Source organism: Secundilactobacillus silagei JCM 19001 (assembly GCF_002217945.1).
Taxonomy (GTDB): domain Bacteria; phylum Bacillota; class Bacilli; order Lactobacillales; family Lactobacillaceae; genus Secundilactobacillus; species Secundilactobacillus silagei.
On record NZ_BCMG01000003.1, the window covers coordinates 47,588 to 61,105 of the forward strand.

Sequence of the window (13,518 nt, forward strand, 5' to 3'; positions counted from 1 at the left end):
GTTGGCATTACGGACTCGAATGATAGCGACATTCAGATTAAGATTACACATATTACTGTTTCTTTCAGCGTGAATGAAGTGCAATTTCTCATTGAACCCACCGAACTCGGGCGGGTCACACATAAGTAACATTTGATTTCTCAACACATATTGAACCAACATATGATTCATGGATTACCCACATAGTTTCACAACATATCGTGTCAGCATATAGCATTACCACATATTGTTTCAGCACATAGCACCATAATTTATAACATAACAAACATAATTTTGGAGGTCTCGCCCATGAGTGAACAATTATTAAGCAAACAGGAATTATCAGAAAAAGAAGCTAAGTTAGCAAAGGATCTATTTACTGCATATACAACTCGTAAGCCATTGAAAGAATCAGACTACAAAGGTTACGCCGATAGCGAAGACGCCGCTTACCGCGTTCAACGTCAGCTCACCGAAGATAAAAACGAAGCCGTTGGTGGCTACAAGGTTTCACTGACCAGTAAGCAAACCCAAGACATGTTCGATTCCGACAGCCCGCTGTATGGTGCTCAAGTGAAGAGTCATTTCGTCAAATCACCGCACAACGTTGCTGCCACGGATGTCATGGATCCCCTGGCCGAAGTTGAAATGCTGTTTACCGCTAAAGAAGACCTTTCAGCTAGTGATTCACTAGAAGACCTCTTCAACAAAACCAAGGTTGCCCCAGCCGTCGAAGTTCCCGATTCACGGTTTAGCGACTGGTTCCCAAGCCTTTCCAAATACATGGTCATGGCCGATGCAGCCGTTGGTGGCTACGTCGTCTACGGTGAAGAAACCGACGCCAACAAACTTTTCGAGACGCCAGACGACCTCGCTAAAGTCACCTGCGAACTCTTCCATGATGGCAAGAAGCTCAAAGATGGTCAAGCGACAGAAGTTCTCGGCAACCCACTGAATTCACTTCAATGGCTCGTTAAAAAGCTCGATGCACAAGGCATGCCATTAAAGGCTGGTCAGCGCGTTTCAAGCGGTACCTTCCTACTCCCAGAATCACTCACTAAGGGCGACTGGAAAGCCACGTTTGACAAGGGTATGGGTGCTGTACTGCTCCATGTCGACCGGTAAAATTTGAGAAAAGACTACTATAATATAGCAATTTAATCATTACGATTTTAAATACGATGCTGCTCTGGCTGATTTGTTGGCTGGGGGCATCGTATTTTTTGTTTTATCGATTCAAAGACGTTAGCTTATTTGGCTACGTTAGTGCCCTTATTTTATCTAGCCTAAACGTGCGCCACTCGGCATGCCCCGGCCGTATAAGTCAAAAAAACACGGATTCAGCCAAAGAAGTATCAGTGTAATTGATTACGTTAGCGTCTTTATTTTACCTAGCCTAAACGTGCGCCACTCGGCATGCCCCGGCCATGTAAGTCAAAAAAACGAGAACCCAGCAAGAAACGCTGGATTCTCGTTTTTTCGTCTTACATTCTGGGGCATAAGCGCCGAGTTCTGCACTCTACTTAAATAGCCCCAACTTTCCTATTCGTTCACAAGCTTCCGTAAATCGTGGTTCATCGATCAACAACCCAATTCTCACGAAGCCTTCTCCACTCTTACCAAAACCAGTTCCCGGCGCTACCGCTACCGCGCACTTGTCTAGCAATAAGTCAGCAAACTCTTCACTGGTATACCCCTTTGGCACCGGCATCCACGCATAGAACGTCCCACCTGATGGGTAGGGTTCCCAGCCAATTTTACGGGCAGCAGCGTAAAAATCATCATGCCGCTGTTGATAGCGGGCAACCAGCGTTTTTACGGTGGATTGATCACTGTTCAGCGCAGCAATCGCAGCGTCTTGAATCGCCGGAAAGACCGATACAAACAAATGATCTTGAATCAAATTAATGGCTTCGATCATATCAGCGTTACCCACAGCAAAACCAATCCGCCAGCCAGCCATGTTGTATGACTTAGATAAGGTATACGTTTCAATCCCAACGTCTTTGGCCCCTGGTGTCTGTAAGAAGCTCACTGGCCGCTTACCATCAAAGCCGATCGCACCATAGGCAAAGTCCTGCACCACACCAATATGATGTGCTTTAGCGAACTTAACCGTGTCTTGATAGAACTCAGGTGTGGCCACAGCACCAGTTGGGTTGTGCGGATAATTCAAGTACATTAATTTCGCCTGCTCAACCACTTTAGGATCTAATTGCTGATAATCCGGTAAATAATGATTGTCGGCTGACAAAGACATTAATTCCAGCTTAACCTGTGCCAGAGCCACCCCAGACAAATAGTCAGGATAACCGGGATCTGGCAGTAGCATCGTATCGCCAGGGTTCAGCAGCGCAAATGGTAATTCAACTAGTCCAATCTTAGAACCGCCAAGAATGGCCACTTCTTTTTCAGGGTCCAGGTCAACCCCGTATTCGCGTTTGTAAAAATCTGCAGCAGCTTGCTTTAACCGCGGCATGCCACGAAACAGCGAATACTTATGATCAGCTGGATCAGCAGTTGCCTTTTGCATGGCTTTCACAATAAAATCAGGTGTTGGCTGATCGGGATTACCTTGTCCCAGATTGATCACGTCAGCGCCAGTTGCTGCCTTAGCGTTCACTTTAGCAACCAAATTAGCAAAAAATTGTTTGGGTAAATGTTGCAATACTTTGGATTCCTCAAACTTCAAAACTCAATTCCCCCTCATTAAATATATGTAGAGTGTGTTGCTTAATAAAACTCGGACTGGTAAAAGGTCCTATTAAAATATAATTAAAGCACAATTAATATATGGTTGCAAATTCAGGTAAAAAATCTTTTTTTCTACTGTTTAGCTGATGTCTCAACGTTAGCATTATATGTTAGAAAACCTTCTCTCAAATAATAATAGATTCATATTAAAATTAAATCTAAATTAGATAATCAGTAAAAAGATTAAAATTTATCTGTTTAAAATACATCTATATTGGCTTTGCTGAATCGTGTTTATTGAATATTTATATATCTGTCGCATAATATTTAAACGTTTAGTAGTCAACGAATGGCGTTTTAACGCTGATTAAAATGATTATTTTTAAATATCAAAGCCTAATTTAATGAATTATTTTTCAAAAAATAATGGTTTAATTCTAAATATGGCCTATACATTTCGGCAAAGTACTGTTATTATATTCTCATAAACACATGTTAGCTTTTTTAACATGAATTTAAGGAGGTATTCTATGAAACGTCACTTTGTCTCGGTTGTGAGCGGTTTGACCATTCTAATTGCCATGTTTATCACCTTTGGCTTAGGTGCCACACCCGCAAAAGCAACTACTACTTATCAAGTTGCAACTGATTCTACTTTTCCACCATTCGAATTTGCCAATAGCCATAATAAATACGTTGGTATTGATATTGATTTACTGCATGCCATTGCTAAGGATCAAGGCTTCAAGGTCAACATTAAACCAACTAGTTTTAACTCAGCCGTTCAAAGTGTCCAGTCCGGTCAAGCGGACGGGGTCATCGCTGGTATGTCGATCACTAAAGAACGTGAAGCCACCTTTGATTTTTCAAAACCTTACTTCATGTCTGGTGTTGTCATGGCAGCGAAACCTAACGGCAAGATTACCAAGCTCAGCCAATTGCGCGGTAAGCGAGTCGCCGTTAAAACTGGGACTTCCGGTGCGCAATATGCCCAAAGCATTCATAAGAAGTACGGGTTTAGAATCGTTACTTTCGATGAATCTAATGATATGTATCAAGATGTCCTGACTGGCAACTCAGCCGCCTGCTTTGAAGATTCGCCAGTTATGAAGTACGCCGTTCGGCAAGGCACTAAGTTAAAGATCTACACCAAGCCAACGTTAAACGGCCCTTATGGCTTCGCCGTTAAAAAAGGCCACAACAAAAAGTTGCTGCGGATGTTCAATAACGGCCTTGCAGATTTAAAGTCCAACGGTGAATATGCCCGAATCACTCGCCACTACTTGGGTGCTAAAGGTAGTTCCGATACCACTTCTGACCGGACGTTCTTAGGATTACTCAAGCAAAACAAGGGTGCGTTATTAAACGGGTTCGAGCAAACTGTTTGGCTCACCGTGGTCGCCATCTTCTTTGCTACCCTGTTCGGTGTCATCGTAGGTTTACTAGGTGTCGTACCCAATAAGTTCTTTAACGGTTTATCCACCACTTTGATTTACATATTCCGTGGTTTACCCTTACTAGTTTTAGCCCTCTTTATTTATACTGGGATTCCAAGTTTGACCGGTTCTAAGATCCCCGCGTTTGTCGCTGGTACCATTACGTTGATGTTTAACGAAGGTGCCTACATCGCTGCCTTCGTTAAAGGCGGCATAAACGCCGTGGATGATGGCCAGATGGAAGCTGCTCGCAGCCTTGGGTTGCCGTTTGGCAAATCCATGCGGCGCATCATTTTACCTCAAGGCATCCGGATCATGATTCCGTCATTTATTAACCAATTCATTATTACGTTGAAGGATACCTCGATCCTGTCGATCATTGGCATCATTGAACTGACCCAAACCGGGAAGATCATCATTGCCCGGAACTTGGAAGGCTTCAAGGTTTGGACGATCATCGCGATTATTTACCTCATCGTCATTACCCTGTTGACATGGCTATCTAATTGGGTTGAAAGGAGAATTCGCCTATGAACACAAAGATTAAAGTAAAAGTTAGCAATCTCGTTAAAAATTTTGGTGATAACAAAGTTCTCAAGGGCATCAATATGGAAGTCCATGATAACGAAGTGGTCGTGGTCATCGGCCCATCTGGTTCCGGCAAGAGTACTTTTCTCAGAAACTTAAACCGACTGGAAGCGCCCACCAGCGGCTCCATCGTAATCGACGATATGGACATTGCCGATCCAAAAACGGACATTAACAAGGTTCGGGAAAATATCGGCATGGTGTTTCAACATTTTAACCTCTTTAGTAATTTATCCGTCAGTGAAAACGTCATGTTAGCGCCCGTTGAATTGAAGAAGAAAACCAAAGAAGAAGCCACTAAGCAAGCTCATGACCTGCTGAACATGGTTGGGCTGGAATCCAAGTTCAATGCGACGGTTCAATCCCTTTCCGGTGGGCAACAGCAACGAGTCGCCATTGCCCGGGCGTTAGCGATGAATCCCAACGTCATGTTATTTGATGAACCAACTTCCGCTCTTGACCCCGAAATGGTCGGTGACGTGCTGGCAGTTATGAAACAGCTGGCCAAGCAAGGCATGACCATGATCGTGGTCACCCACGAAATGGGTTTTGCCAAAGAAGTGGCCGATCGCGTCGTTTTCGTCGACGATGGCAACATTCAAGAACAGGGCACGCCTGATGAGATGTTTAATCACCCGCAAAACCCGCATTTACAAGACTTCTTGGATAAAGTATTGAACGTTTAAACCAAAATAGAGCCGCTCCTCAGTCATGTGACTGAAGAACGACTCTATTTTTTAGTTCTAGTTGATCACTTAGGTTGCGCGATCACTAAGCCATACCAGTTTTGTCGGTGACCATACACTTTAACGTTGTTAATAAAGTAGATCCCCAACTTATCGTTTGAAAGGGTATCGCGTTTAGCTTGTGGGTACCCGGCTTTAGCCAAAAGTGATTTAATCATCGTTAACTTTTGGGCGTTAGACGCCTTCGGATTCTTATTCAAGTAATTCGTTACCGCGTCAAATGACACAAGATCGGTGTACTTTGAATCCAGGCCAGTGACGTGATTATCTGAGAAATAGTCCGAGAAGAATCTCAGTCCAGACGCTGTACTATAGTTATACGCAGCCGCCTTAGATAACTCATAATCCACTGGTGTGTGTGGGAACAGCGCCATGACCGAACGCGCTAATTTTTGATTGTCATTTTGCTTAAGGTACTTTGAGTAGTCCGCAGTAGAATCGAATTCATTTGGATAATGCTGAATTTTATTGGCATAGTCAGTCGACTTACCCGCTGCGACTTGATTAGCTGGCACGTACCCAGCAACCGTCTTATTTTGACTATTTTGAATTCTAAAATGGTAATACCATTGTTTCGAGCCGTTATGCATGACTTGAATGGAGTTGATCGATGTTAAGGTCTGAGCCGTATAATGCTTCAAATTGGCGACCACTTTGGTATGGGTCCAGTCGTACAGATAAACGTTTTTAGTCTTGCTTGTGACGTGATATTTACTACCAGCATACTTAGGTTGAGCGTAGCGACTGGTGAGAACCTGATAGCCCTTGCTGTTGTAGCCCTTCTTCAAATAACCAGTCCAGATCCAGCCAATTTTCGTTTGCGGAAAGTTGGTCACCTTGACCCAGTGTGAATTGCCCTTATACGCCCCCGTTTCAACTAAATACCATGTATACGTTGGGTAGTTCTTCAAATTATAAAGGCGCTTGGTATGCGTCCCGTTCCAAAGATATGCATTGGTTTTCGGATTTTTGATATGATAAGTGGTCATTTTCGTGTATTCAGACCGTTCAGAAGCCAGGTCCTCCTGAACGTTGCTAAAGCCGCTATCGAGGTTAACGGCCTGAGCTTGTTGGCCAATCGTCATGAAGCCAAATAACCCCAAAGTTAAACCAGCAATCAGTAAAATAATTTTTTTCATATGAGCCTCCCAGATAATACTTTCTATAACATGAGTATACACCCCGGTTAGTCGATAGTTACTGAGCCATATCAGCCAAAAAAGCACACCACTTAGATTTAAAATCCGAGTGGTGTGCCAAAACGTCCTTACTGCTTTGCCGTTGCGACGATTTCCGGGTGATCCAAAATTTCCACGTTGGTATCGACTAACCCCTCATCTGTCTTGAGGGTGATCAACCCCAATTTACTCAAATTAAGTTCTGGGTTTTGGTTAATAAAATTATCTGCATACCCCTTAATGAGGACATCACCTAAGGGACTGCTCAAGGTTTCATCATAAACCGCATCAACATCCTGTTGATCAACGACTAAAAAACGAAAACTGACATCCAGTGAGCAGACACCAACCTTGGAATAGGCGCCCACACCATCATCAAAGTCTAAAATTAAGCGGTCGTTTGGATTAATCATGTGTTTTTGAAGCCGTTCTTGGACAGCAGCACTCATTTTCAGCGTTGTCATTTGAATTCCCCCTTCTTACATACGCTCATTTTGCCATGAATATCAATAAGTTGCAATTAAGTTGTACACAATTATTATTCAACTGCTATTTAGTTTACGTTATAATCATAGAAAAGACCTTGGAGGTTCCAAAATGAAATTTTCCGTGCTTGGCCCTGCTGGCACCTTTGCGGATGCCGCAGCTAAGAAATACCTGTCGTTACATCCCATTAAGAACGTTGAAATTGACTACCACGCGACCTTTGATCAGGTTTATCAAGCGGTTACGCCTGATGGTATCGGTCTATTACCGCTGGAAAACCAACTAGACGGGTTCGTGTTAGCCACTCTGCAACGCTTGCAGGTCGCAGACATTGATGAAATTGGTGAAGTGACTGTCCCAGTTAACTTTGGCTTAGCTGGTAAAGTCAGCAGTTTAGCTGAAATCAAACGGATCTACGTGCAATTCAAAACTGAGGGGCAGTGTCAAAAACTGCTCTCACAATTACCTAACGCCCAAATCATCACCACTTCCAGCAACATGGTTTCAGTGGAAAAATTACAGGCAGGTATGACTGGCGATGCTGCCATCATGCCGCAATCCCAATTAGCGGTGCAGGACTTTCCGTTTAAGCTGGACAACGTGGCTGATCAAACGGACAACAATACCCGTTTCATCGTCTTCAAAAAACAGCCGGCCGTGCTGAAATTACCAGCACAACCGGCTGCCGAACAACCTGCGAAATTTAAGTATGCGGTCTTTGTGACGCCGCCCACCGAAGAAGTGGGTGTCCTCTACCAGATCTTATCCTATTTTGCGAAAATGCATTTAAATCTGGTGACGATTATGTCCATGCCAACCCGGCGCAAGATCGGTATCTATTCATTTTATATCGAAATTTCCGGTACCTTTGACCAAGAAGCCGTTTTGGTTGAAACCGTTAAGAAAATGACTGCCGTTTATACGATCCATTCACTGGGACTCTACGCACTTTGAGCCGTCTTCGCTGTCGCTTTTTCCGCTTTAGCAGCATCCCGGGCTTTCCGTTCATTTGCCCGGTGATATTCGGCCAAATGAACCAGGTTAGTTAAGAAAATATGGGTCTTAGCTTCATAGTTGTGTTCGCGGCCAAGTTTAGCAATGTAGCCGTTGATGTAATCAACTTCAGTTGGGCGGTCATGGATCATGTCTTGGTACATGGATGGGTAGTGCAGCGGCATATCAATTCTGGTATTAATGTCTAGCGCGTGCATTTCTTCGTCCCGACTGGAAACTAGTGTGATTCCCGCCCGTTCGCAAATGTCGTAGGCTTCATCGATCAGCTGACGGCCAAGATCATAGGCCTTATCGAAGTTACCCAGTTCACCCATTGGGATTTCAAACATGGTGCAAAGGGTATTGATAACCGAGTTGAAAATAACTTTAGTCATCAAAGTCCCCTTAAAGTTCGTGGTCAACGTCGGGTGCATTTGTGCTTTTTCCAGTTCGTCGAATAGCCGGTGGGTCATCTCATCCGGTTTCTCAGTCAAATTAGCCATGTTCATCTTGCCGGCACCGCGTTTACCCATGAAGTCAACGTCGCCGGGGCCGTTCAAAACGGTGGCAATCAGCGCTGTTCCGGCAATGATCTTATCATTCGCAAAGTACTGCTGTAATTTTTCAATGTGTCCCATGCCGTTCATGCAGGTGAAAACGTACTGCTTGTCGTTAAAGAAATGCTCGCAGCGCTTCAGAAAACCGGCCAGCTGCATCTGCTTGGTGAAGAAGATCAGCATGTCTGGATCGCCATGGTATGTTTCCGGTGTTTCCAGTTTGATGGGAACCAGATGGCGGTCTTGGTGATCACGGGAAACGTAGGCACCGCCTTGAGCGTGAATTTTATCAATGTTTGGCTGCCAAGTATCAATAAACGTGACGTCGTTGCCCGCCTCTTGTAGTAAAATTCCGTAACGTAACCCCATTGCACCTGCACCGATCATTGCAAATTTCATTAAAATCACACTCCAATTATTTTATTTGACGAGAAAAAAAGCGCCCCTGACCAAGTTCATCACTTGATCAAGGGCGCTTGTGCGCTGTACCACCTTAATTTGTGCCACCCTTACAGATGGTCACCTCTCACGTACGGTTCCCGGGAACGATACGCTGATCCAGTAAGGCGGATACACCATGAACACTCAAACATCGCATTCATTGCTCAAAGGTTACTTTCACCGCTGGCTGCACCACCCCTTCGCACTTTACGGGGCTCACTTGAAGCTTGCCAGAAGTTACTCTCCTTCTCATCACATTTATTTTTCTCATCATTCGTTAATGTGGTTTTAATATATACCTCGATTTCTAATTCGTCAAGCCCTATTTTTCTAAGCTTAACGATTTTAATTAGACGAAGTAGGTTATGTATCATTTAAAATTCAAACAATCTGCTCACCATATGTGATTACCGACTCGTATGAACCGTTTCCGTTTGAGCCGCTTGTTTTTCCCGTGCCTGCTTTAGATTAGCCCGATGGTATTCAGACAAGTGAACCAGGTTAGTTAAGAAGACGTGGGTTTTGGCGTCGTAGTGATGTTCCGCACCTAATTTAGCGATATAGCCGTTGATATAATCAACTTCAGTTGGCCGGTCATGAACCATGTCCTGATACATAGATGGGTAGTGCAGGGGCATCGTAACGCGACAATTATAATCTAACGCGTGCAGCTCTTCATCGCGGGTCGATACCAAAGTGATCCCCGCCCGTTCACAAACATCGTAGGCTTCATCGATTAGTTGCCGGCTCAAATCATAGGCTTTTTCAAAGTTGCCATACTCACCCATCTGCATTTCAAACAGCGTGCAAAGGGTGTTCATCACGGAGTTGAAGACCACCTTCGTCATCAAAGTGCCCTTGAAGTTCGTGGTCAACGTGGGGTTCATCTGCGCCTTTTTGAATTCATCAAATAACCGGTGAGTCATCTCATCTGGTTTTTCGGTTAAGTTCGCCATGTTCATCTTACCGGCACCGCGTTTACCCATAAAATCAACGTCGCCGGGGCCATTCAAAACGGTGGCGATCAGCGCCGTTCCAGCAATGATCTTGTCATCGGCGAAATACTGCTGCAGTTTTTCAACGTGGCCCATGCCATTCATGCAGGTAAAGGCGTACTGCTTGTCGTTAAAGAAGTGCGCGCAGCGTTTCAGGAAACCAGCCAATTGCATTTGCTTAGTAAAGAAGATCACCACATCTGGATCCCCTTGATAGGTTTCTGGTGTCACCAGCTTAACGGGGACCAGATGCCGGCCTTGACCATCCCGTGAAACGTAAACGCCGCCTTGTTGATGAACCTTATCAAGATTTGGCTGCCAAGTGTCAACAAACGTGACATCATTGCCAGCCTCTTGTAATAAGACCCCATAGCGTAAACCCATTGCACCTGCACCAACCATTGCAAATTCCATTCAAATCACACTCCACTGATTTATTTAATAAGAAAAAAAGCGCCCTCGACCAAGTTCATCACTTGATCAAGGGCGCTTGTGCGCTGTACCACCTTAATTTGCGGTTTCCTCACAGAAACCGCCTTTTCGCGTACGGTCCCGGGACGATACGCTAGTCCAGTAAGGCGGACACACCGTGAACACTCAATCATCGTATTCACTGCTCATAGGTGATTTTCACCGCTGGCTTGCTTACCCCTTTTCACTTAACGGGGCTCACTTAAAGTTTACCGGCAGTTACTTTCCTAATCATCGCATTTGTTTTCTCATCATTTATTAATACCATTTTAATATATACTTTGACATTTAATTTGTCAAATTCGGTTAAATATCGTGATGCCGTTTCAAATACCAGAGTAATAGAGCAATCGGTACAACCGAAATTGCGATTGAAAGCAGCCAGCCCCACGGTTCCTTGGATAAGGGCAACGGCATGTTCATGCCCCAAAAGCCAGAAACAATTGGCGGAATGGCTAGTGCCAGCGACCAGACCGTTAACAATCGCATCGTGTTGTTCAGACTATTATCCAGGATATTACTATAGCTGTTGACCACCTGTTCGGCGATTTCAGCTGCAATATTAGCCATCTCACGACTCTGCTCCACTTCCACTCCGAGGTCTTTTAGATGCTGCATTTCCGAAGCCGATAAGGTCAACGGATCATCGTCCGCGTCTGACATCACCTGAACCTGGCGAATGGCGATCACGTTATTATCAGCAGCGGTCTTCAAATAAACTAACCGCTTATCGAGATTCGACAGCTGCGTGATCTGTTTATTACTGGGCCGCTTTTGAAACGTCTCCAAGGATTCCCGGGCCTTATTCATATCATCGATGCGATCGAGATATTTTTCATTCAATCGGAAAATCAAATTGAAGGCAATGGTCATCAAACTATCCGTTGGCAATTCCTTTTCAGCCTTAAGTTCACTGATCACCGTCTTTAACAAATTGGTGACGTACATATTTCGCGGGTGAGTGACAGTTATCAAATTCTGACCCTTTATAAGGATACAAAAGGGAACGGTTTCTAAAATTTCGGTACTATCAAGCCCCTCTTCACCCTGATTCACTGAACGAAAAATCAACAGGCTGCAGCTAGTTTCAGTATCGTAGTCAAAGCGGGCCCGTTCACGGATGTCTCGCATGTAACCAATATATTTTTTCTTAATGTGGTAAGTATCCCGTAATTGATTAAAATCATGGGTATCCGGCTGGTCCACTGAAACCCAGCTTAACCCTTGCCACAGCTGATGTTGTTCGAGCATAGCACCTCTCCTTTACCGGTCTTTTATCCCTATTTTACAACTTTCAGTTACATTTGAATCTACTGAATATATATACCGTTAAATGCCCGTTTCACCCTCATATCAGAGATATGGGCAACCTAAACGCAACTATATTCATCATCAGGATTTAATTTGCACTTATAGCCAACATCGTGTAACATTATTCTCATACAAAACTAATAAACGTTGTCAGAAATTGACAACATTATTTGTGACATGGTGACATCAAATGTAGCCTATCACGTATCAAAATCATTATTGGCTCCATTTTAGGGGAAACCTCATTTTATGTGAAAGGGATTAGAAATTATGAAACGAAAGTTAAGTGCGCGGCAGATGCAGATGATTGCGCTGGGTGGAACAATTGGTGTTGGGCTGTTTATGGGGTCCACATCAACCATCAAGTGGACCGGGCCTTCTGTATTGATTGCTTACGCCATCGCGGGGATATTTTTATACCTCATTATGCGGGCGTTAGGGGAAATGCTTTATGTCGATCCGGATACTGGCTCATTTTCCAAATTTGCAACCGAATATATTCATCCATTAGCTGGCTACTTAACAGCTTGGAGCAATATTTTTCAATTTGTCATCGTGGGAATGAGTGAAATGATTGCGATTGGCGGCTACTTTAAGTTCTGGTGGCCAGGATTGCCCGCTTGGATTCCCGGTATCGTCGCCATCACTTTTCTCTGTGTAGCCAACCTGATTTCAGTTAAGATGTTTGGTGAACTGGAATTTTGGTTTGCCCTGATCAAGGTTGTCACGATCATTTTAATGATCATCGTGGGACTTGGCCTAATCATCTTTGGGCTCGGTAACCACTTCCACCCCATTGGAATTTCCAACCTCTGGGCTCACGGCTTCTTTACTGGCGGTTTTAGAGGCTTCTTCTTTGCCTTATCGATCGTGCTTGCTTCCTATCAAGGTATTGAATTGATCGGTGTCACTGCTGGTGAAGCTGAAAATCCACAACAAACTTTGGTGAAAGCCATTCGTTCCACCGTCTTTAGAATTTTGATCTTCTATATTGGTGCGATTTTTGTGATTTTATGTATTTATCCATGGAATGCGCTTAGCAACGTGGGGTCCCCCTTCGTTGAAACCTTCGCCAAAATTGGGATCACCGCAGCGGCTTCGATCATTAACTTCGTGGTTATCACCGCGGCCTTGTCCGGTTCTAACTCCGGTATTTACAGTGCCAGTCGGATGTCATACACCTTGGCGAATAACGGTCAGCTGCCAAAACGCTTCTTGAAACTCAACCGGCATGGCGTTCCCTTCTATTCCGTGATTGCAATTTCACTAGGAATTTTCTTGGGGGTCGTCCTAGACTTTGTCGCCCCATTCTTCTTTAAGGACGCCGACAATATCTTCGTGATGGTCTACAGTTCCAGTGTGCTGCCAGGTATGATTCCCTGGTTCGTCATTTTAATCAGTGAAATTGAATTTAGAAAACAGCATAAAGAATTAATGACCTCTCATCCTTTCAAGATGCCGTTTGCACCCTATTCAAATTACGTCACACTGGCCTTCTTGTTGATCACCCTGGTCTTCATGTTCTTTAACCCTGAAACCAGAGTTTCCATCCTAGTTGGGGTCGTCTTCCTGGCAATTATGACGCTCATTTATTTCATCAAATTCCACGGAAAAGTTAAAGTTAACTAATCAAAAAGGACAGT

General features: G+C 44.1%; 11 protein-coding genes and 1 other annotated feature. Of the genes, 5 read left to right on the plus strand and 6 right to left on the minus strand.

Annotated features, from left to right (window positions below):
• Positions 1-288 precede the first annotated feature (288 nt).
• Entirely contained in the window at positions 289-1,104 is an 816-nt protein-coding gene (locus CES79_RS03435) for a 2-keto-4-pentenoate hydratase (RefSeq protein ID WP_054655716.1), read from the plus strand.
• 394 nt (positions 1,105-1,498) lie between these two features.
• Here CES79_RS03435 and CES79_RS03440 read toward each other — a convergent pair whose 3' ends face one another.
• On the minus strand, positions 1,499-2,671 hold the full coding sequence (locus CES79_RS03440; protein WP_089136314.1) for a pyridoxal phosphate-dependent aminotransferase: 1,173 nt from the start codon (positions 2,669-2,671) through the stop codon (positions 1,499-1,501).
• Between the two features lie 583 nt (positions 2,672-3,254).
• Between CES79_RS03440 and CES79_RS03445 the strand changes: the two genes are divergently transcribed.
• Entirely contained in the window at positions 3,255-4,643 is a 1,389-nt protein-coding gene (locus tag CES79_RS03445) for an amino acid ABC transporter substrate-binding protein/permease (protein WP_225362307.1), read from the plus strand.
• On the plus strand, positions 4,640-5,383 hold the full coding sequence (locus CES79_RS03450) for an amino acid ABC transporter ATP-binding protein (protein WP_054655718.1): 744 nt from the start codon (positions 4,640-4,642) through the stop codon (positions 5,381-5,383). The genes CES79_RS03445 and CES79_RS03450 overlap by 4 nt, the downstream gene beginning before the upstream one ends.
• Before the next feature lie 65 nt (positions 5,384-5,448).
• On the opposite strand, the gene CES79_RS03455 is transcribed toward CES79_RS03450, so the two are convergent.
• Together CES79_RS03455 and CES79_RS03460 are read right to left on the minus strand one after the other, a co-directional pair.
• Complete coding sequence (locus CES79_RS03455) at positions 5,449-6,582, minus strand: hypothetical protein (protein WP_089136316.1); 1,134 nt, start codon at positions 6,580-6,582, stop codon at positions 5,449-5,451.
• A 128-nt stretch (positions 6,583-6,710) separates the two neighbouring features.
• Positions 6,711-7,085 carry an iron-sulfur cluster biosynthesis family protein gene (locus CES79_RS03460; protein WP_054655722.1) on the minus strand — a complete coding sequence of 125 codons (375 nt, stop codon included), beginning with the start codon at positions 7,083-7,085 and terminating at the stop codon, positions 6,711-6,713.
• Positions 7,086-7,218: 133 nt separating this feature from the next.
• Between CES79_RS03460 and CES79_RS03465 the strand changes: the two genes are divergently transcribed.
• Positions 7,219-8,061: a prephenate dehydratase gene (locus CES79_RS03465; RefSeq protein WP_089136317.1), complete on the plus strand. Its 843-nt coding sequence runs from the start codon at positions 7,219-7,221 to the stop codon at positions 8,059-8,061.
• Here CES79_RS03465 and CES79_RS03470 read toward each other — a convergent pair.
• From CES79_RS03470 to CES79_RS03485, 3 genes are all read right to left on the minus strand, one after another.
• Positions 8,049-9,056 carry a ketopantoate reductase family protein gene (locus tag CES79_RS03470; RefSeq protein WP_089136318.1) on the minus strand — a complete coding sequence of 336 codons (1,008 nt, stop codon included), beginning with the start codon at positions 9,054-9,056 and terminating at the stop codon, positions 8,049-8,051. The two genes, CES79_RS03465 and CES79_RS03470, sit on opposite strands and share 13 nt — an antisense overlap.
• Positions 9,057-9,505: 449 nt before the next feature.
• Positions 9,506-10,507 (minus strand): ketopantoate reductase family protein, encoded by a 1,002-nt coding sequence (locus CES79_RS03480; protein WP_054655726.1) that lies wholly within the window; start codon positions 10,505-10,507, stop codon positions 9,506-9,508.
• Positions 10,508-10,572: 65 nt separating this feature from the next.
• Positions 10,573-10,808 (minus strand) — a binding site (T-box leader).
• Between the two features lie 62 nt (positions 10,809-10,870).
• The gene (locus tag CES79_RS03485; protein ID WP_054655728.1) at positions 10,871-11,815 is read right to left on the minus strand and encodes a magnesium transporter CorA family protein; all 945 of its coding nucleotides are present in this window, start codon (positions 11,813-11,815) and stop codon (positions 10,871-10,873) included.
• Positions 11,816-12,145: 330 nt separating this feature from the next.
• Between CES79_RS03485 and CES79_RS03490 the strand changes: the two genes are divergently transcribed.
• Complete coding sequence (locus tag CES79_RS03490) at positions 12,146-13,504, plus strand: amino acid permease (RefSeq protein ID WP_054655730.1); 1,359 nt, start codon at positions 12,146-12,148, stop codon at positions 13,502-13,504.
• Positions 13,505-13,518: the final 14 nt, after the last annotated feature.

Coding starts and splice junctions, on each gene's coding strand:
- CES79_RS03460 (WP_054655722.1), bottom strand. CDS start 7,085: ATGACAACGCTGAAAATGAGTGCTGCTGTCCAAGAACGGCTTCAAAAA.
- CES79_RS03470 (WP_089136318.1), bottom strand. CDS start 9,056: ATGAAATTTGCAATGATCGGTGCAGGTGCAATGGGGTTACGTTACGGA.
- CES79_RS03480 (WP_054655726.1), bottom strand. CDS start 10,507: ATGGAATTTGCAATGGTTGGTGCAGGTGCAATGGGTTTACGCTATGGG.
- CES79_RS03435 (WP_054655716.1), top strand. CDS start 289: ATGAGTGAACAATTATTAAGCAAACAGGAATTATCAGAAAAAGAAGCT.
- CES79_RS03490 (WP_054655730.1), top strand. CDS start 12,146: ATGAAACGAAAGTTAAGTGCGCGGCAGATGCAGATGATTGCGCTGGGT.
- CES79_RS03445 (WP_225362307.1), top strand. CDS start 3,255: ATGTTTATCACCTTTGGCTTAGGTGCCACACCCGCAAAAGCAACTACT.
- CES79_RS03485 (WP_054655728.1), bottom strand. CDS start 11,815: ATGCTCGAACAACATCAGCTGTGGCAAGGGTTAAGCTGGGTTTCAGTG.
- CES79_RS03455 (WP_089136316.1), bottom strand. CDS start 6,582: ATGAAAAAAATTATTTTACTGATTGCTGGTTTAACTTTGGGGTTATTT.
- CES79_RS03450 (WP_054655718.1), top strand. CDS start 4,640: ATGAACACAAAGATTAAAGTAAAAGTTAGCAATCTCGTTAAAAATTTT.
- CES79_RS03465 (WP_089136317.1), top strand. CDS start 7,219: ATGAAATTTTCCGTGCTTGGCCCTGCTGGCACCTTTGCGGATGCCGCA.